General features: G+C 71.5%; 13 protein-coding genes. 5 read left to right on the top strand and 8 right to left on the bottom strand.

Annotated features, from left to right (window positions below; all coding sequences use genetic code 11):
• Window positions 1-16: 16 nt before the first annotated feature.
• From B6R96_RS35530 to B6R96_RS35520, 3 genes are all read right to left on the bottom strand, one after another.
• Window positions 17-1,204 (bottom strand): ATP-binding protein, encoded by a 1,188-nt coding sequence (locus B6R96_RS35530; RefSeq protein WP_159396436.1) that lies wholly within the window; start codon window positions 1,202-1,204, stop codon window positions 17-19.
• 339 nt (window positions 1,205-1,543) lie between these two features.
• A complete protein-coding gene (locus tag B6R96_RS35525) occupies window positions 1,544-3,379 on the bottom strand; it encodes a glycoside hydrolase family 15 protein (RefSeq protein ID WP_081524842.1) in 1,836 nt (611 codons plus the stop codon).
• Window positions 3,380-3,508: 129 nt separating this feature from the next.
• Window positions 3,509-3,934: an ester cyclase gene (locus tag B6R96_RS35520; protein WP_237291618.1), complete on the bottom strand. Its 426-nt coding sequence runs from the start codon at window positions 3,932-3,934 to the stop codon at window positions 3,509-3,511.
• Between the two features lie 313 nt (window positions 3,935-4,247).
• On the opposite strand from B6R96_RS35520, the gene B6R96_RS35515 reads away from it, so the two are divergent.
• Window positions 4,248-4,463, top strand: coding sequence for a DUF6243 family protein (locus B6R96_RS35515; protein ID WP_081524841.1), 216 nt, complete (start codon window positions 4,248-4,250; stop codon window positions 4,461-4,463).
• A 72-nt stretch (window positions 4,464-4,535) separates the two neighbouring features.
• On the opposite strand, the gene B6R96_RS35510 is transcribed toward B6R96_RS35515, so the two are convergent.
• The 3 genes from B6R96_RS35510 to B6R96_RS35500 all read right to left on the bottom strand — a co-directional run bounded on the left by B6R96_RS35510 (window position 4,536) and on the right by B6R96_RS35500 (window position 8,763).
• Window positions 4,536-6,248 (bottom strand): glycerol-3-phosphate dehydrogenase/oxidase, encoded by a 1,713-nt coding sequence (locus B6R96_RS35510; protein WP_081524840.1) that lies wholly within the window; start codon window positions 6,246-6,248, stop codon window positions 4,536-4,538.
• A gap of 52 nt (window positions 6,249-6,300) precedes the next feature.
• The gene (gene glpK / locus B6R96_RS35505; RefSeq protein ID WP_030389689.1) at window positions 6,301-7,818 is read right to left on the bottom strand and encodes a glycerol kinase GlpK; all 1,518 of its coding nucleotides are present in this window, start codon (window positions 7,816-7,818) and stop codon (window positions 6,301-6,303) included.
• Between the two features lie 96 nt (window positions 7,819-7,914).
• A complete protein-coding gene (locus B6R96_RS35500; protein WP_081524839.1) occupies window positions 7,915-8,763 on the bottom strand; it encodes an MIP/aquaporin family protein in 849 nt (282 codons plus the stop codon).
• Window positions 8,764-9,075: 312 nt separating this feature from the next.
• On the opposite strand from B6R96_RS35500, the gene dhaK reads away from it, so the two are divergent.
• Window positions 9,076-10,080, top strand: coding sequence for a dihydroxyacetone kinase subunit DhaK (gene dhaK, locus B6R96_RS35495; RefSeq protein WP_081524838.1), 1,005 nt, complete (start codon window positions 9,076-9,078; stop codon window positions 10,078-10,080).
• 263 nt (window positions 10,081-10,343) lie between these two features.
• Here dhaK and B6R96_RS35490 read toward each other — a convergent pair whose 3' ends face one another.
• The gene (locus tag B6R96_RS35490; RefSeq protein WP_081524837.1) at window positions 10,344-11,594 is read right to left on the bottom strand and encodes a saccharopine dehydrogenase family protein; all 1,251 of its coding nucleotides are present in this window, start codon (window positions 11,592-11,594) and stop codon (window positions 10,344-10,346) included.
• Between the two features lie 115 nt (window positions 11,595-11,709).
• Between B6R96_RS35490 and B6R96_RS35485 the strand changes: the two genes are divergently transcribed.
• From B6R96_RS35485 to ligA, 3 genes are all read left to right on the top strand, one after another.
• Entirely contained in the window at window positions 11,710-12,468 is a 759-nt protein-coding gene (locus B6R96_RS35485; RefSeq protein ID WP_081524836.1) for a TetR/AcrR family transcriptional regulator, read from the top strand.
• Between the two features lie 125 nt (window positions 12,469-12,593).
• Entirely contained in the window at window positions 12,594-14,147 is a 1,554-nt protein-coding gene (locus B6R96_RS35480) for an APC family permease (RefSeq protein ID WP_081524835.1), read from the top strand.
• Window position 14,148: 1 nt separating this feature from the next.
• Window positions 14,149-16,242: an NAD-dependent DNA ligase LigA gene (gene ligA / locus B6R96_RS35475; RefSeq protein ID WP_107475648.1), complete on the top strand. Its 2,094-nt coding sequence runs from the start codon at window positions 14,149-14,151 to the stop codon at window positions 16,240-16,242.
• Window positions 16,243-16,434: 192 nt separating this feature from the next.
• On the opposite strand, the gene B6R96_RS35470 is transcribed toward ligA, so the two are convergent.
• Window positions 16,435-18,606 carry a TerD family protein gene (locus B6R96_RS35470; protein ID WP_081524834.1) on the bottom strand — a complete coding sequence of 724 codons (2,172 nt, stop codon included), beginning with the start codon at window positions 18,604-18,606 and terminating at the stop codon, window positions 16,435-16,437.
• Window positions 18,607-18,624 lie beyond the last annotated feature (18 nt).

Below are 18,624 nucleotides of genomic sequence, written 5' to 3'. Positions count from 1 at the left end.
ACGCCGACGCCGACGATCATCGTGGCGGTGTGGCCCTGAGGATGCGGCGGACGATGGACTCGGCTTCCTTCTGGTGGTGGTCCAGCCAATCGGTGAGGTGTGTGCGGACGACCTCCTGGACGTAGGTGCCCGCGTCGGGATTGCGGAGCCTGGTCCTGGTGGAGCCCTCGAAGACGGGATGGGCGAGCTTGACGGAGACGACCGCGGTCAGGCCCTCGCGGACGGCCCCGGCGGGGATGTCCTCGTCGTCCGCGGACAGCATCCCGTGCCGGCGCGCGTAGTCGTTGACGAGGTCCGTGAGCGCGGTGCGGAAGCCCTCTTCGTGGGCGCCGCCCTCGCGGGTACGCGTGCTGTTCGCGAAGGAGTGGAGCTCGCCCGGGGACCAGGTGTTCCACTGCATGGCGACCTGCACGGAGATCGTCCTGCTCTCGTTCTCCGACTCGAATCCGATGGCCGGGGAGTGGAGGTGACTCGCGGGGTAGGGGTTGAGCCGGGCCACGTAGGCGCGTAGGCCGTCCGGGTGGTGGTGGCGGACCGGCCGCTGCGGACGCTCGTCGGTGAGCGAGACGGCCAGGCCCCCATTGAGGAAGGCCAGTTCCTGGAGGCGCTCCGACAGCGTGGCGAACGAGAACCGGCCGGTCTCGAAGATGCCGGCGTCGGGCAGGAACGCGATCGTGGTGCCGTGCTCGCTCGTCTCCTCCTTCCTCGTCAGCGCAGTGACCGCGACCCCCTTCCGGTACTCCTGTGTCCACCGGTGGCCGTCACGGCGGACCTCGACCGTGAGGCGGCTCGACAGCGCGTTGACCGCGCACAGGCCCACGCCTCCGAGGCCGCCGGAAACGCCGTAGCCGGTGTGGGGCCGGGAGCCGAAGTTCAGCTCCGTCAGTTCGCGTTCGACGGCCGACGTGCCGGTGGGCTCCTCCGCCTCGACGGGCAGGCCCCGCCCGTTGTCCGCGACGCGGATGCCGCCGTCCGCCGTGATCGTCACGCCGATGGCGTCGGCATGGCCGGCCATGTGCTCGTCCACGGCGTACGAGACGACCTCGTACACCATGTGGTGCAGGCCGCGTTCGCCGGTCGAGCCGACGTACATGCCCGGACGCCTGCGGATCGCCTCGTGGCCTTCGAGTACCTGGATGTGCGCGGCGGTGTACTCGTTCACACTCACGTTCGCGGGCTGTGCGGGGTTGCCGGACTCGGTCATGAAGCACCCTCCCTGGGTCGTCCTGAGCACGTTCGTGGGCGGGGCTCGCCGAAGGAGTCCACGCCGCTTCCGCGCCCTCGCCCGTGTGTGCCCCATCCTAGGAATCTGACGGCAAATCCGCAGGTCAGACTGTATGCGACGAGGCTCCGAGCGGCCGCTGCCGCGGCTTTACCCAAGCCGTCGTCCCGGGGCGCCTCCGCAGGGCGCGGAGTGGCGCGAAGGCCCCGCCGAAGGCGTCCTGGGGGGCTTTCCCGGCGCAGCCCAAGGGCCTTTTTCGCGCGAATTTCCATCGCGTCCCGGCTCTGCGGAGATGGCCGCCGTCCCGGCGGTGATGCCGCGTCAGCCCAGCGCGCGGTCGAGATTGAAGGCGGCACTGATCAGCGAGAGATGGGTGAAGGCCTGCGGGAAGTTTCCCAGTTGCTCCCCGGTCGGGCCGATCTCCTCGGCGAACAGGCCGAGATGGTTGGCGTAGGTGAGCATCTTCTCGAAGGCGAGCCTGGCTTCCTCCAGCCGGCCCGCCCGGGCCAGCGCCTCCACGTACCAGAAGGAACAGATCGAAAAGGTGCCCTCGGGTCCGTGCAGTCCGTCCGGGCTGGCGGTCGGGTCGTAGCGGTACACCAGCGAGTCGGAGACCAGGTCCGTGGTGAGGGCGTCCAGGGTGGAGAGCCACTTGGGGTCCGTGGGCGAGACGAACTTGGCCATCGGCATCATCAGCAGCGAGGCGTCCAGCACGTGGCCGTCCAGCCCCTGGACGAACGCCCCGCGCTCGCTCGACCAGCCGCGCCGCATGATCTGCCGGTAGATCGCGTCCCGGGACTCGCGCCAGCGGTTCAGGTCCGCGGGCAGACCGCGGCGGTTCGCCATGCGCATCGCCCGTTCCAGGGCCACCCAGCACATCAGCCGCGAGTAGACGAAGTCGCGCCGGCCCGCCCTGGTCTCCCACACCCCTTCGTCCGGCTGGTCCCAGTGCTCGCACAGCCAGTCCACGACGGCACCGACCTGGTCCCAGCGGTCACTGCTGATCGGCTGCCCCCACTTGTCGTAGAGGTAGATCGAGTCGATCAGGGCGCCGTAGATGTCCAGCTGGAGCTGGCCGGTCGCGGCGTTGCCCACCCGGACCGGTCCGGAGCCGAGGTATCCCTCCAGGTGCGAAAGCTCGTATTCGGGCAGTTCGGTGCGCCCGTCGATGCCGTACATGATCTGCAACGGACCGGTCTCCCCCGTGCCCTGCAGGATGCCCCGCTCGGAGATGAACCCCATGAACGCCTCGGCCTCCGAGGTGAACCCCAGTCGCAGCATCGCGTAGACGCAGAAGGCGGCGTCGCGGACCCAGACGTAGCGGTAGTCCCAGTTGCGCTCGCCGCCGATCTGCTCGGGCAGGCTGGTGGTCGGTGCGGCGACGATCGCGCCGGTCGGCGCATAGGTGAGCAGCTTCAGCACCAGCGCGGACCGGTTCACCATCTCCCGCCACCGCCCGTGGTAGCGCGAACCGGCGAGCCAGTGGCGCCAGAACCGGACGGTCGCCTCGGCCTGCTCCTGTGCTTCGGCGCGCGGGCACGCCCGGGGCGGGGCATCATCGCCGATCTGGTCGAGGGCGAAGACGTGGGACTCGCCCTCGAGGAGCTTGAAGTGCGACCACACGTCCTGGCCGTCGGCTTCCAGGGGTGCGGTGGCGGTCAGCGCGAGGGTGAGGGACGGGGAGCGGAACACCGCGGTGTGGCCTTCGAGGTGCGTGGTGTGCTTTTCGGTGCCGTAGCCGAAGCGGGGAGCGATCCGCGCCCTGAACGGGAGGGTTCCGCGGACGCAGATCACCCGCCGGATCAGCCGGTGCCGGGACGCCTCGCGGGACTCGTCGACGACGGGCATGAAGTCCTGGATCTCCGCCACCCCGTCGGCGGCGAAGAACCGCGTGATCAGCACGTTCGTGTCGGGGAAGTAGAACTGCCTGGTGCGGGTCGGAACCTCGGCGGCCAACTCGAACGAGCCGCCGCGGTCGGCGTCGAGGATGGACCCGAAGACGCTCGGCGCATCGAAGCGCGGACAGCAGTACCAGTCGATGGTGCCGTTCGTGCCGACCAGGGCGGCGGTACGAAGATCGCCGATCAGGCCGTGGTCGGAGATCGGGATGTAGCGGCCGCCGTCCGCCTGCGCGAAACCCGTCGTGTCGAACGCCATACCGGCCTCCCTGCCGCTGCGGGCCGGGCCTGGGGATGAACCTTGCTCTTCATGCTAGACCGCAGTTCGCGGCGGGGTCCGGCGAAGCCGTGCGGGCCGGGGACGTCTGCCTTCGCAGCGCGGCCCGGGTCAGTGGGCGGCGGCGGGCGAGATCTGCCGCATGAGGCTGATCAGGTCCGGAGCGACCCACTCCTCGGCGATCCTGTCGCCCTCGATGCGGTAGACCTCGATGCTGGTGAAAGCCACCTGCCGGCCCGTCGCCTCGATCTGCTGGAACGCGCCCTGATGGGTTCCCTCGAAGCGCAGCAGCACCGTCACCTTGTCGCCGGCGCCGAAGATCTCCTGAACCATGATCTTCAGGTCGGGGAAGGCGTCCTTCATCGCCTGTGTGCCCAGGCGCCAGACGTCGCGGCCGACCAGCGGCGCGGGGCTGCCGGGAACGTTGGCGATGAAGTCCTGCGTCAGCATCTGCTCCGCCGCGTCCAGGTCACCGCTCTCGACCGCCCGGTACGCGGTGCGCAGCAGGGTCACGTTCTTCTCGGGCGCGGTGATCATCTCGATGTCCTCTCCGGGGTCGTCCGCGGGCTCGGTGATCGCTGCGGACCGGGATGCCCCTCAGTACAGACCCTGACGTCGCGGCAAGGTCAAGGGACCGCGGATGCGCTGCCCGAACCGGCCCTGGCCTGGCCCGGCGTCGCGAACGTTGGTGTGGAGGGGCGACGGAACCGGGTACCGTCTTTGTCATGTTCTTCCAGAGGCCGATTTACGAGTGAGGGCGTGATGGGCCCCTGCTGACGTCCTTCGGCGTCGCTGCCCCTCCCCCACCGATCAGTCCGTAGACCGCTTCGCATCACCACCTGGAGAACCCGTGACCGACAGCAAGAACATCAACAACCCCGTGGGCCAGGGCGGCGGCCAGCGCAAGAGGCTGTCCCGCGCCGAACGGCAGAACAACGGTCCGCACCGCAACCTCGACCGCCGGAACGCCGCCGACCAGAAGGCGGAGCTGGTGCGCAAGATGCGCGAGAAGGCGGGCGCGGCCGAGGGCGCCGAGCAGGCGGACGACGCCCCCGCACAGAGCTGACGTACCGCCGCCGCAAGGCGGCACCGCACGGGGACGGGCCCTCACCGCGACGGGCCCGCACCGCGACGCGGTTCAGTTCACCGGAATGATGTCGGGGGCGCCGAGACGCACCGCGTCGGCGGTCCGGTCGTCCGGCTGCTCCTGCGCTTCCCGCTCGGCGGCCACGCGCTTGAGGTAGTGGTCGACCTCGCGGTCCCGGTGCGCCCGGTCCCATCCCAGGTGGGGCGCCATCAGCCGGGCCACGGTCGGCGCCGCGTCCACCCCGCGGTCCCAGGACTCGATGGAGATCCGGGTGCGCCGGGCGAGGACGTCCTCCAGGTGGCGGGCCCCCTCGTGGGTCACCGCGTACACGGCCTCGACCTTCAGGTAGTCGTCGGAGCTCGGCAGTGCCTCGCCGAGCGCGGGGTCGGCGGCCACCAGGGCGAGCAGTTCGGGCGCCAGGGAGCCGTAGCGGTTCAGGAGGTGCTCGACGCGGGCGACATGGAGGCCGGAGGTCTCGGCGAGTCGGCGCCGGGAGTTCCACAGCGCCGGGTAGCCGTCGGCGCCCAGCAGCGGGACACGGTGCGTGACGCAGTCGGGAACCTTCTCGTCCAGGCCTCGGACGGCCTCGTCGACCGCGTCCTTGGCCATCACCCGGTAGGTGGTGTACTTGCCGCCCGCCACCACGACGAGTCCCGGCACCGGATGGGCGACCAGGTGCTCCCGGGACAGCTTGCTGGTCTCCGCGGCCTCGCCGGACAGCAGGGGCCGCAGGCCGGCGTAGACGCCCTCGACGTCCTCGGGGACCAGGGGCGTGGCCAGGGCGCTGTTGACGTGTTCCAGCAGGTAGGTGACGTCCTTGGAGCTGAGGGCGGGGTGGGCCTTGTCGAGGGTCCAGTCGGTGTCGGTGGTCCCGATGATCCAGTGCCGCCCCCAGGGGATGACGAACAGCACGCTCTTCTCGGTGCGCAGGATCAGTCCGGTGCGGGAGTTGATGCGGTCCCGGGGGACGAGCAGGTGGACGCCCTTCGAGGCGCGGACGTGGAACTGGCCGCGCGTGCCGGCCATGGCCTGGGTGTCGTCCGTCCACACCCCGGTCGCGTTGATGACCTGCTTGGCCCGTACCTCTGTCTCCTCGCCGGTCTCCAGGTCCGTGACCACGGCGCCGACCACCCGCTCGCCCTGCCGCAGGAAGCGGCTGACGCGGGTCCGGTTGGCGGTCAGTGCCCCGTACGCGGCGGCCGTACGGGCGAGGAACAGGGTGTGGCGGGCGTCGTCGACCTGGGCGTCCCAGTACTGGATGGCGCCCACCAGGGCGTCGGCGCGCAGGGCAGGTGCTTCGAGCAGGGCCCGGCGCCTGCTCAGGTGGCGGTGGAGGGGCAGGCCCCCGGACGTGCCGGAGGCCCGGGCCATCACGTCGTAGAGCAGCACCCCGCTGCCGACGTACGGGCGCTCCGTGACGCGGTGTTGCAGGGGGTAGAGGAACGGCACCGGACGCACCAGGTGGGGGGCGAGGTACCGGAGCAGGAGGCCCCGTTCCTTGAGGGCTTCGGCGACGAGGCGGAAATCGAGCATCTCCAGGTAGCGGAGGCCGCCGTGGATGAGTTTGCTGGAGCGGCTGGACGTGCCCGAAGCCCAGTCGCGGGCTTCGACGAGTCCGACGCTCAGGCCCCGGGTGGCGGCGTCGAGGGCGGCCCCGCTGCCGACGACACCGCCTCCGACGACCAGGACGTCGAGTTCGCCCTGCCCCATGCCTGCGAGGGCCTGTGCGCGGGCCCGCGGTGAGAGTGCGACCGGATCGACCATGGTCTCCTCCTCGGTGATGCGGGCACGTGCGTGGCGGCCGGATCGGCCGGACCTATTCGACCTTGGCCCAGTCGAGCGTGCGCTCCACCGCCCGCTTCCAGCCCTCGTACCCTTCGGTGCGCCGTTCCTCCGACCACTCGGGCTCCCAGCGCTTGGACTCCTGCCAGTGGGTGCGCAGTTCGTCCGTGTCGCGCCAGAAGCCGGTGGCGAGCCCGGCCGCGTAGGCGGCGCCGAGCGCGGTCGTCTCGGCGACGACAGGCCGGCTGACCGGGACGCCGAGGACATCGGCCTGGGTCTGCATGCACAGGTCGTTGGCCGTGACCCCGCCGTCGACCTTGAGCACGTCGAGGTGGACGCCGGAGTCCTGCTCCATGGCTTCCACCACGTCACGGGTCTGGTAGCAGATGGCCTCCAGGGTGGCCCGCGCCAGGTGTCCGTTGTCGTGGTAGCGGGCCAGGCCGACGATCGCGCCGCGGGCGTCGGAGCGCCAGTACGGGGCGAACAGGCCGGAGAAGGCGGGCACGAAGTAGATGCCGCCGCTGTCCTCGACGGTGCGGGCCAGGCGCTCGCTCTCGGCGGCGTCACCGATGATCTTCAGTTGGTCGCGCAGCCATTGCACGGCGGAACCGGTGACCGCGATGGATCCTTCGAGGGCGTAGATCGCGGGGCTGTCGCCGAACTGATAGGCCACGGTGGTCAGCAGGCCGTGCTGCGAGCGGACCAGCTCCGTCCCGGTGTTGAGCACCAGGAAGTTGCCGGTCCCGTACGTGTTCTTCGCCTCGCCGGGCTGGTAGCAGACCTGCCCGACGGTGGCCGCCTGCTGGTCGCCGAGGACACCGGTGATGGGAATGGCCCCGCGCAACGGACGCGAGGTGCGGGTCTGTCCGTACGCCTCCGGGTGGGAGGAAGGGTTGATGGTGGGCAGCATGGACCGGGGGATGCCGAAGAAGCCGAGGAGCTCGTCGTCCCAGTCGAGGGTCTCCAGGTCCATGAGCATGGTGCGGCTGGCGTTGGTGACGTCGGTGGCGTGGACGCCGCCGTCGGGTCCGCCGGTGAGGTTCCACAGCACCCAGCAGTCGGTGTTGCCGAAGAGGGCGTGGCCCTGCTCGGCGGCCTCGCGCACGCCGTCGACGTTCTCCAGGATCCATTGGATCTTGCCGCCGGAGAAGTAGGTGGCCGGTGGCAGCCCCGCCTTGCGGCGGATGACCTCGCCCTGGCCGCCGCGCTCGAGTGCCGCGGCGATGGAGTCGGTACGGGTGTCCTGCCAGACGATGGCGTTGTAGTACGGGCGGCCCGTGCGGGGGTCCCAGACGACGGTCGTCTCGCGCTGATTGGTGATGCCGACGGCCGCCAGGTCGGAGGCGTCGAGGTTGCCGTGCCGGAGGGCGTTCTGGATCACCGAGTTGGTGCGTTCCCAGATCTCCACCGGGTCGTGTTCGACCCACCCCGATCGCGGGAGGATCTGCGAGTGCTCCAGCTGGTGCCGCGCCACCTCGTTGCCGGCGTGGTCGAAGATCATGAAACGGGTGCTCGTGGTCCCCTGGTCCACTGCGCCGACGAAGTCAGCCATGGGTGCCGCCTCCTGTTGGGATGCCGTGTGTGGGCTGTGATCCGCGACAGGACGGGAGGGGCGTCGTGCCGTGTCCCGCCCCCGTCGCGGATCCGATCAGCTCTCCTCCGGTGCCGGTACGCGTCCGGGAGGCTCCGGTTCCGCGGTCGGCAGGAACCGGCCGATGAGCAGCTTGTAGATGGCCGCTCCCAGCACACCGCCGATGAACGGGCCGATGATCGGCACCCAGAAGTAGAGGTTGCCGTACTGATCCCTCCATGCTCCGCCGTAGCCGGTGAGGAAGCTGGCCAGCCGGGGGCCGAGGTCACGGGCCGGATTGATCGCGTACCCGGCGTTGGTGCCCCAGGCCATGCCGATCGCCACCACGATCAGGCCGACGATGAACGGTGCCAGGTTGGCGCCGGGAGGCGTGCCCAGCAGGTCCGTGACCGCGAAGATCAGCATCAGCAGGATCGCGGTGCCGATGATCTGGTCGCGCAGTGCGCCCCACTCGGTCACCGGCAGGTTCGTGTTTCCGTTGGCCGGCAGCGTGGAGAAGACACCCTGCGTCTTGATGGTGTGGCCGGGGTCGGCTTTTGCCAGCGCCTCGGTGTAGTTCCAGCGGACGATCAGGGCGGCGACGAAGGCTCCGGCGAGCTGGGCCAGCGCGTAGGGGGCCACCTTGCTCCACGGGAAGCCCTTGAAAGCGGCCAGGGCGACGGTCACCGCGGGATTGAGGTGGGCGCCGCTCAGCCGTGCCGCGACGTAGACGCCCAGGGTCACACCGAGACCCCAGGCCCAGGCGATGCTGTCGTGGTTTCCGAGGCCGCCCGCCGGGTCGGTCAGGGCTCCGCCGGCGACCACCTGGGCCACGACACCACAGCCGAAGAGAATGAGGATCATGGTTCCGGCGAATTCGGCCGATAGTTCGCCGACCAATCCTGATGATTTGAGGCGCTCCTTCATGGGTGCCCGCTTCCCGCCGGTCCGAGGACCGGCTTTCGCCTGCCCCGAGTCCCCCGATTCAGCGTAGATCGGGTCGGTCGTACCGCAAACGCGAGGGTGGTCCGGTCCGGTGGAGGCCAGTGCCCGCTTGGGATTGCCCGGTACTCCTCCGAGGCGGTTTCTCCCGTTCTCGCGCATGCCCTCGGGGGTGGCAGCACACTGTTCGTATGGCGTGCCTTCGCTGACGCGCCTGACCGGCGCGCGGAAATCGGTCCTCCGTGACGGCGCCGGACACCGGACACCCACTCGTCGGCTCCGACCGGGAGGCACTCGATGAAGATGCTGATCAACAGTCCTGAGGCCGTGGTCGCGGACGCCCTGCGTGGGCTGGCCGCGGCCCATCCGGACCTGGACGTGGACGTCGAGGCCCGGGTCGTCGTACGACGGGACGCGCGGACCGGCGGGCGGGTCGGTCTCGTCTCCGGCGGCGGCTCCGGACACGAGCCCCTGCACGCCGGTTTCGTCGGATACGGAATGCTGTCCGCCGCCTGTCCGGGCGAGGTGTTCACTTCCCCCGTGCCGGACCAGATGGCGCGGGCGATCAAGGCCGTGGACTCCGGCCAGGGCGTGCTGCTCGTCGTCAAGAACTACACCGGGGACGTACTGAACTTCGACATGGCCGCCGAGCTCGCCGAGGAGGACGGCATCCGCGTCGAGCGGGTGCTCGTCAACGACGATGTCGCCGTGACCGACAGCCTCTACACGGCCGGGCGGCGCGGCACCGGGGCCACGCTCTTCGTCGAGAAGATCGCCGGGGCGGCGGCGGAGGAGGGCGCGCCGCTGGAGCAGGTCGCCGCGCTCGCCCGGCGGGTCAACGAGGCCTCGGGCAGCTTCGGCGTCGCGCTGAGCGCCTGCACCACCCCCGCGAAGGGCAGTCCCACCTTCGACCTGCCGGACGGCGAGCTGGAGCTGGGCATCGGGATCCACGGCGAGCCGGGCCGGGAGCGGCGCCCGATGATGCCGGCGGCGGAGATCGCGGAGGTCGCGGTGGGTACCGTGCTGGACGACATGGCGAACACGGCCCCTGTCGACGGGCCGGTCCTGGCCCTGGTCAACGGGATGGGCGCAACGCCGCTGCTGGAGCTGTACGGCTTCCATGCGGAGGTGGCCCGGGTGCTGGAGGCCCGGGGCGTCCCGGTGGCCCGGGCCCTCGTGGGGAACTACGTCACCTCGCTGGACATGGCGGGATGCTCGGTCACGCTGTGCCGGGCCGACGAGGAGATGCTGCGCCTGTGGGACGCGCCGGTGCAGACGGCAGCGCTGCGCTGGGGCCGCTGACGCTCCCCCCGCGGACAAGGCTGTGCTGCGACATCGGTGACCGGGCGCCGAGGTTCGGCGAGCGCCGGCGCTGCCATGCGCGGCCCCGGCCGCCGGGGCCGGCCGGGGCGGCACCGGAATCGTCACCCGGCACACCGAGTCGGCGCTGTCGCCGTGCATCCCCCGTGGTGGAGGACCCGTACGGGGGATGACGGACGGTCCGGTGGCCGGAGGGGGGGCGGGCGCGCGCGGCGGGCCGCACGCCCCTCCGTGGGGGCCGGCGGTCAGTGGCCCGCGGCCCGGTCCCCGGCGGCCTGTTCGCGCATGCCCCACGGGGAGCCGTACGCGGTGAGCAGGTCGAGGAAGGGCTGCGGCGGCAGCGCCTCGGGGCCCAGGACGCCGGACTGCGTCCACACGCCGGTGGCGAGGAGTTCGAGGGCCACCACCGGGTTGACGGCGGTCTGCCAGACGACGGCCTGGGAGCCGTATTCGCCCATGGACCACTGGTTGTCGACGACGTGGTAGAGGTAGACCTCGCGGGGCAGGCCGTCCTTCGTGCCCTTGACCCAGGTGCCGGCGCAGGTCTTTCCGGTCATGCGGTCGCCGAGCGTCGCAGGGTCCGGCAGGCAGGCGGCGACCACGTCGCGGGGCGAGATGCGGACCTCGGCGCCGTCCTCGCCGCGGACCGCGACCCGGTCGGTGGAGTCCAGGCCCAGGGCGTGCAGGGTCTTGAGCTTGCCGATGAAGTCGTCGCCGAGGCCGTACTTGAAGGTGACCCGGCGGGCTCCGACCCAGCGCGGGATCAGGAGGACCTCCTCGTGTTCGACGTTGACGCACTCCACGGGGCCGATGCCTTCGGGGAAGTCGAAGACCTCCGGCTCGCTGAAGGGCTCGGTGGTGAACCAGCCGCGCTCGCGCTCGTAGACCACGGGCGGGTTCAGGCACTCCTCGATCGTCGTCCAGATGTTGAAGGACGGGGCGAAGTCGTAGCCCTCGACGGTCAGGTTGGCGCCGTCGCGGATGCCGATCTCCTCGATCTCGTCGAAGAGCCGGTCCGCCGCGTAGCGGGCGAAGACGTCCGAGAGGCCGGGCTCGACCCCCATGCCGACGAGGGCGAGACGGCCCGACTTCTCCCATTCCTCGGCCCGTTCGAACTGCTCGTCGCCGAGCTTGACTCCGCACGCGCTGTGCGGGCGGTCGGGGTGCGGACGGGAGAGGGACATGGCCATGTCGACGTAGTGGCTGCCCGCCGCCAGCGCGGCGTTGAACAGCGGCATCACGAACCGCGGGTCGGTGGCGTTCATCAGGACGTCGCATCCGCGCTCGGTGAGCAGGCGCGTGACGGCCGCCTCGTCGGAGGCGTCGACGCGGCAGGCGCTGAAGCGCTGCTCCTCGCCGCCGAGGGCCGCGACGGCGGCCTCGGCGCGGGCCGGGTCGTAGTCGGCGACGACGAAGTGGTCGAAGAAGTCGCGGCGGGCGGCGATCTTGGCGATCGCGCTCCCGACACCGCCGGCACCCACAAGCAGAACACGCATGGCGAGGTCCTTTCTCTGTGAGGCGTGCGCCTCAGGGGGCTGATGCAACCCGCCGCTCCGAGTTAAGGTCAATGGTGTTGGCGTAAGGACGGCCATACGGACGGGAGGACGGGCGATGGCGAAGGACGTGGTCCCGGAGGAGGCCCGCAGGCGGCGGCGCCCGACCCGGCAGGGGACGGTGCTCTCCGAGCGGCTGATCGTCGAGACGGCGCTGCGGATGGTGCGCGAGCACGGGAGCGCCGGGCTGTCCGCCCGGCGGCTCGGGGCCGCGCTGGGGGCGGACCCCAGCACCCTGTACCGGTACTTCGACGGCATGGACGGACTGACCCTGGCCATCGGCGAGGAGCTGATCGGGCGGGCGCTCGCGGGCTGGGCCCCGACCGGGCGGTGGCGCGAGGACCTGCGCTCGCTGGGGCTCCGCATCCACGGCGCCTACCTCGCCCACCCCCAGGCCGCACTGCTGACCGCGAGCCGGGTGACCGGCCGGCCGCGCGAGATCGCGACCGACGAGGCGATCCTCGGCAGCCTGCGCGGCGCGGGATTCCCGGATGCGGACGCCGTACGGATCTACCACGCCTACATCGACCAGGCCCTGGCCTTCGCGGCGCTCGACGCGGGGTCCCTCGCGCTGACCGACGAGGCGCGCGAGTCGGACGAGGAGCGGTGGGAGTCGACGTACGCCCGGCTGCCGGCCGACGCCTACCCGAACATCGCGGCCACGGCGGGCCTTCTGGCGGCCCGGATGCCGCACAGCGCGTACCCGGTCGCGCTGGAGATGCTGCTGGACACCGCCGAGAGGCAACTGGCGGGCGCGGCCGGGGGCTCCGGGGGTGCGGCGGGGGCCGAGGGCGGGAGCACCCGCCGGCGCGGCTGAACCCGCCCCGGCCCGGCGGGCGCGCTTATGCCAACACCATTGACCCTTGGTACGGCGCACGGGTTTCCTCATCGCATTCACGCCCCGTTCACCGTTCACCGTTCACCCTGCACCAGTGAGGGACCATGGTCGAAGACACCCCGCGGACGCCGGCCGCCACCGCCACGCTCAGACCGAACGCGATCGGGTTCGTCGACGCCCTCGCCATCGGACTCAACGCCACGTCGCCGGCGTACTCCCTGGCTGCCGTGATCGGGCCGATCGTCGCCCTGGTCGGCGTACACGCCCCCGGGGTGATGCTCGCGTCCTTCGTTCCGATGGTGCTCATCGCATCCGCTTTCTACTACTTGAACCGGTCCGACCCCGACTGCGGCACGACCTTTTCGTGGGTGACCCGTGCGCTCGGGCCCACGACCGGCTGGCTGGGCGGCTGGGCGATCACCATGACCGGGGTCCTGGTGGTCGGCTCGCTCGCCGATGTCGCCGTCAACTTCGGCCTGCTGGCCGTCGGCCTGGACGGCTGGGCCGCGAACACCCTGATCCGCCAGGCGCTCACCGTGCTGGTGATCGTGGCGATGGCGGCGCTGTGCGTCCGGGACACGCAGGCCGCGGCGCGGCTGCAGAACGTCCTCGTCCTGCTCCAGACCCTCTGCCTCTTCGTCTTCGCGGCGGTGGCCCTGTACCGGGTCCACGCCGGGACCGGCTCGCTCGACGCGGTGCGGCCGTCCGCCGACTGGCTCGACCCGTTCGGAGCCGGGAGCACGGCGCTGACGGGCGGGCTGCTCCTCGGCGTCTTCGTGTACTGGGGCTGGGAGTCGGCGGTCAACCTCACCGAGGAGACGACGGATCCCTCGTCCGCCCCGGGCCGGGCCGGCCTGTGGTCGACGGTCGTCCTGCTGGCCACGTACGTATCGGTGGCCTTCGCCGTCGTCGCGTACGCGGGCACCGGCTACCTCGCGGCGCACGTCGACGACGAGGAGGCCGTCTTCGCCTCCCTGGCCCGCGAGGCCCTCGGCGGCTGGGACTGGATCGTCCTCCTCGCCGTCGCCACCTCCGCGCTCGCCTCGACCCAGACGACGATCATCCCGGCCTCACGTACCGCGCTGTCCATGGCCCGCCGGCACGCCCTCCCCCGCCGCTTCGGCCTGATCCATCCCCGGTACCGCACGCCCGCCGTCAGCACCTGGTGGGTCGCCGGCACGGCCACCGTCTGGTACCTGCTCATCCACCGGATCAGCGAAAACGCGCTCGCCGACTCCCTGACGGCCCTCTCCCTGCTGATCGCCTTCTACTACGCCCTGACCGGCATCGCCTGCGCGGTCTACCACCGGCGGCGACTCACCGCGGGGGTGCGCGAGTTCCTGTTCATCGGCGCCGGCCCCCTGCTCGGCGCGGCGATGCTGGTCTGGCTGCTCGTCGAAGCGGTCGCCGACATGGCGGACCCGGCCAACTCCTCGGGCGGGACGTCCTGGTTCGGCCTGGGTCCGCCGTTGGTGATCGCGCTCGGCCTGAGCCTGGCGGGTGTGCTGGTGATGCTGGCCCGGCGCGCGGTGTCCGGGGCGTTCTGGGCCGAGCGCCCGAGCGTGTACGGGGCGCCGTCGGACCGTACGGCGATGAGCGCGCGGCAGGCCCGTCCACAGCCCGTGCCGATTGTCAGTGGCTCGCGAGAGGATCACTGACATGACGAACCTTTCCGCCGTTCAGGCGCTGTCCAGCATGCCCGGCATCCCCACCGGCATCCCCGTCCTGTCCGGCCGCTCCGCGTACGAGGCCGCGCTCGAGCGCCTGCGCGCGGCCTCGGGGGCGTACTACGCCGACGGCGACAGCCCGATGGACGATGCGACGTACGACCAGCTGCGGCTCGCCGTCCTGGCGTGGGAGTCGGAGCACCCCGGCGAGGTCGCCGCCGACTCCCCCACCGGGCTGGTCGGCGACGGCGCCGCCCCCGTCGGGGACATTGCGCACACCACCCGGCTGCTCAGCCTGGACAATGTGTTCAACGCCGATGGTCTGGTGGCGTGGGGCGAGTCCCTGCAGCGCCGCCTGGGCCGTGCGCCGGTGGGTGGGTACACCGTCGAGCCGAAGCTGGACGGCGCGGCCGTGGCGGCCCGTTACCGGGCCGGGCGGCTGGTGCAGATCATCACGCGTGGCGACGGCAGCAGCGGTGAGGACGTCAGCCACGTCATCGGGCAGATCGACGGCCTGCCCGAGCAACTGCCGGTGGCAGCCACCTTCGAGGTGCGCGGCGAGGTGCTGTTCACCCAGGAGCAGTTCGAGGCCGCGAACGCGGTGCGTACCGCGCACGGCGCGCAGGTGTTCGCCAACCCCCGCAACGGCACGGCCGGCACGCTGAGGGCGAAGGACCGCCCGTACCGGCTGATGATGACGTTCTGGACGTACGGCGCGGTCGAACTGGACGGGGAGGCGTTCCTGCCCGCCGGAGCCACGCACGCCGAGGTGCTGGCCGCGGTCGCGCTGGCCGGCGTACGGACGACCGCGGACACCCCGGCCGGGCTGCACGTGGTCGCCACGCTCGCCGAGGCCCAGCAGCGGGTGGACGAGATCGCCGCTCTGCGCCCCGGGCTGCCCTTCGGCATCGACGGGGTCGTGATCAAGGTCAATGACGCGGCCGAGCAGGAGGCGGCGGGGCTGGGCAGCCGGTTCCCCTACTTCGCGGTCGCCTTCAAGCTCCCGGCCGTCGAGCGGCAGACTGTGCTGGAGGACGTGGTGTGGGAGGTCGGCCGGACCGGGGTGCTCGCCCCGACCGCGATCCTCGCCCCGGTACTGATCGACGGGTCCACGGTGACCCGGGCCACGCTGCACAACCCGGCCGACATACGGCGCCGGGACCTGCACCTGGGCGACACCGTGACGGTCTACAAGGCGGGTGACATCATCCCCCGCGTCCAGGCGGCCGTGGTGCCGCTCCGCCCGGAGGGTGCGGTGGAAGTACCGCTCCCCGAGGAGTGCCCGAGCTGCGGCGGGGAGATCAACAAGACTCAGGAGCGGTGGCGTTGCGCGAAGGGCGCGGCCTGCGCCCTCCCGGCGCTCATCGAGTACGCCGCCGGGCGCGAGATGCTCGACATCGACGGGCTCGGCAGAACGTACGTCAAGGCCCTGGTCGACGCCGGGGACGTCACGGACGTCGCCGACCTGTTCGGCCTGTCCGTGGAGCAGCTCACCACCGCTTCCGGGAGCGCCAAGCGGGCCGCGAAGCTGGCGGAGCAGATCGAGGCGGCGAAGGCCCGCCCGCTGAACCGCGTGGTGTGCGCGCTGGGGATCCTGGGCACGGGGCGCAGCATCTCGCGCCGGATAGCGCGACACTTCGGCACGATGGACGCCGTCCGCGCGGCCGATTCCCTGGCGATGCAGGCGGTGGACGGCATCGGCCCGGAGAAGGCCCCGGTGATCGTCGAACAGATCGCCGCACTGGCTCCGGTGATCGACAAGCTCGCGGCGGCGGGCGTCAACATGACCGAGCCCCAGGACACGTCGGCGGCGCCGGAGTCGGGGCCGCTGGCGGGCAAGGTCGTGGTGGTGACCGGCAAGATGACCGGCGCCCTGGAAGGCCGGGGTCGGGACGCGATGAACGCCCTGATCGAGAAGGCGGGCGGGCGCGCGGGGAGCAGCGTGAGCCCCAAGACCTCGATCCTGGTCTCCGCGCCGTCGGCCGGCGGCAAGCCGAGCTCCAAGGCGGTCAAGGCGGCCGAGCTCGGCGTCGAGGTCCTCTCGCCGGAGGCCTTCGCCGAGCTGGTCGCCGAGTTCCTGGTCTGAGCGGGCGGGGGGCGAGGGGCGCGGGCGGCTGCGCCTGCACCTTCGCCTGCCATGCGAAAGGCCTCCGGCCGTCCCGCGTACAGGCGGGGCGGCCGGAGGCCTCAAGTCGGTGGCGAGGAAAGCGAAGGGACTGATTTCAAGGAGTGTGGAGAAGGAAGCCCCCTCATGGCCTCGCCACGGCCACGTTAACAGTCAGGCGGGGATCAGGTCACGCAGGTTTTCCGGAGTGACGATCCGCGACTGCGGGTGCAGCCCGGCGGGACGTTCCAGGCCGATGTAGGTGACGGGCCCCGCCGGAACGTTCTTGCCGTCCCACAGGGTCACCGTCGTCGCGCTGCCGGTCATCAGCTCGGTGAGGTGGCGCACGGTGACCGGCTCCCGCTCGACGATGCCGCGCAGCAGCGTAGCGACCGTGGCCCGGTTGCCCTCGACCCTGTTCGACGACGGAGCCCCCTTCAGGTAGAGGTGCAGCCACTTGGCGCGCCACCGGCCGTCGGAACCGCGCAGGAAGACCAGCGGCAGCGCGACCCGGCCGGGACCGCGCAGCTCCGACTTCATGCGTACCGTGCGCGGCTCGAACGGGCGCCCCTTCTGCTCGCCCTCACGCAGCATGAACCCGAAGAACGACTCCTCGACCTCCTCGAAGCCCTCACCGCTGTAGATGTTGACCTGCGGCACGATGCAGGTGGCGCGCACTGCGCCGAGCCGCAGGTTGATGAACTCCGAGGCGCCGTCGGGGGCGTCCGTGATGTCGCCGGAGTGCTCGCCCTCGACGCCGCGCAGCTTGGTGTACGACAGCCAGGAGGCGGTCGAGTAGTCGGCGTTCAGGAGCGCCGCCGACAGGTCGTAGTCGGTGGAGTGCTCGCTCTGCTTCCAGTACACGAAGAAGCGCAGCAGCTCCCCCTCGACGCGCGACACCGAGCCGCGCGGCAGCACGCCGAGCCCGGACGCGGTGGCCTTGCCGCTGAGCGGCAGCGCCACGTCCAGGACGTCCGGGTCGATCAGCAGGTGGTCGGCGGCGGGCAGCCGTCGGCGCAGCTCCGCGTCGAGCGCGGCGATCAGCCGCTTGCGCTCGCGCGCGTGCACCGGCCGGCGGACGTCGTCGGCGACCCAGGCGCGGCCGAGACGGTTGACGAACACGCGCTGCTCGCCCGTCTCGTGCTCGCGGTTGTGCAGGTGCTGGCGCACCGCCAGCACGACCCGGCCGGATACGTCGGCCAGGACCTGCTCGGCGGCTTCCACCACGACGTCGCGCTCCTCCTGGGTGTAGGAGTCGCGCAGCAGGTGGTCCAGGGAGCGGAAGAGCTTGCCGGGCGCGGCCTTCAGCAGTGCGACGGCGGCGGTGGTGTCGGCGCGGGCGAGCAGCTCATCGACCCGGCTCTCCAGGGAGCGCGCCGTCTTCTCGCCGCGGGCGACGGCGAACACGTCGGCCGCGTGCGGCCACTGCGGGTACTCGTGCGGGTGCAGCCGCTCGCCGAGCCGCTTCCACCTCTCGCGGTGGGCGTGCACGTCGGCGAGCTTGGCCGGGGCCGCGGCGACCACCGCGTCCAGCCCCGCGAGCAGCGCCCGGCGCACCGAACGGGGCAGGGTGCTCAGCCGCGTCGGCTCCTGCAGGGTCACGTCGCCGCCCACGAGCGCGCAGGCGAGGCGCAGCACGTCGGTGACCGTGTCCAGCAGCAGGCCCGCGCCGGCCATCAGCCGGGCCTGGTTGATCACGGCGCGGTTCTCCCGTACGGGGATCTCCGCGGGCTGCGGTCCGTCGGCGCAGTGACCGGCGAGGTCCGCCAGGTCGCGCAGGCCGTCCTCGCCGAGCGGGGTGGCGCTGCCGGCCAGGGCGAGGTAGAGGGAGGTGATTTCCTCGTCGAGGGCGCCGCCCAGGTGCAGGACCGTCATCCGGTCCCCCGCCGCGGCGATCAGCTCGTCGTGGTGGGCGAGCATCTCGGCGTAGGCGTGGCGGTAGTTGCCGTATGACGGGAGGGTGAGCAGGTTCACCACACCGGCGCTCAGCTGCTCCAGGGTGCTCGTGCGCGTCTCGTCGTCGGCGAGCGCGTCGGCGATGCAGCGTGTCCAGAAGTCGAAGGTGTCCGGGACGTTGGCGGGGAAGTCGATGAAGTACACGTTGTGCCGGACGTGGTCGCCGACCATCTCCCGTACGGTGCCGAGCGTCCGTACGGCGGTCTCGACGACCGCGCCCTCGGCGAGCCCGGACAGGTGCGCGAGCAGCTCGGCGGAGAGTTTGAAGCCCACCGACATCAGCGCGGCGTCGAACTGCTGTGCCACGACCGCGCCTTCCCCGACGGGTCCTGTCGGGCAGGGGATGCGGTGGGTGTGCCGGATGACCAGGGGTTCGAGTCGGTGGACCATTCCGGGATGATCCCAGGA

It is taken from the genome of Streptomyces sp. Sge12 (genome assembly GCF_002080455.1).
In the GTDB taxonomy this organism is placed as follows: Bacteria; Actinomycetota; Actinomycetes; order Streptomycetales; family Streptomycetaceae; genus Streptomyces.
This window is presented reverse-complemented; position numbering and strand designations above follow the sequence as displayed.

What these genes read in the sequence shown, in the direction of transcription:
- B6R96_RS35490 (WP_081524837.1), bottom strand. Translation starts at nt 11,594, where the DNA reads ATGCGTGTTCTGCTTGTGGGTGCCGGCGGTGTCGGGAGCGCGATCGCC.
- B6R96_RS35480 (WP_081524835.1), top strand. Translation starts at nt 12,594, where the DNA reads ATGGTCGAAGACACCCCGCGGACGCCGGCCGCCACCGCCACGCTCAGA.
- ligA (WP_107475648.1), top strand. Translation starts at nt 14,149, where the DNA reads ATGACGAACCTTTCCGCCGTTCAGGCGCTGTCCAGCATGCCCGGCATC.
- B6R96_RS35500 (WP_081524839.1), bottom strand. Translation starts at nt 8,763, where the DNA reads ATGAAGGAGCGCCTCAAATCATCAGGATTGGTCGGCGAACTATCGGCC.
- B6R96_RS35470 (WP_081524834.1), bottom strand. Translation starts at nt 18,606, where the DNA reads ATGGTCCACCGACTCGAACCCCTGGTCATCCGGCACACCCACCGCATC.
- B6R96_RS35485 (WP_081524836.1), top strand. Translation starts at nt 11,710, where the DNA reads ATGGCGAAGGACGTGGTCCCGGAGGAGGCCCGCAGGCGGCGGCGCCCG.
- B6R96_RS35530 (WP_159396436.1), bottom strand. Translation starts at nt 1,204, where the DNA reads ATGACCGAGTCCGGCAACCCCGCACAGCCCGCGAACGTGAGTGTGAAC.
- B6R96_RS35520 (WP_237291618.1), bottom strand. Translation starts at nt 3,934, where the DNA reads ATGATCACCGCGCCCGAGAAGAACGTGACCCTGCTGCGCACCGCGTAC.
- glpK (WP_030389689.1), bottom strand. Translation starts at nt 7,818, where the DNA reads ATGGCTGACTTCGTCGGCGCAGTGGACCAGGGGACCACGAGCACCCGT.
- B6R96_RS35525 (WP_081524842.1), bottom strand. Translation starts at nt 3,379, where the DNA reads ATGGCGTTCGACACGACGGGTTTCGCGCAGGCGGACGGCGGCCGCTAC.
- dhaK (WP_081524838.1), top strand. Translation starts at nt 9,076, where the DNA reads ATGAAGATGCTGATCAACAGTCCTGAGGCCGTGGTCGCGGACGCCCTG.
- B6R96_RS35510 (WP_081524840.1), bottom strand. Translation starts at nt 6,248, where the DNA reads ATGGTCGATCCGGTCGCACTCTCACCGCGGGCCCGCGCACAGGCCCTC.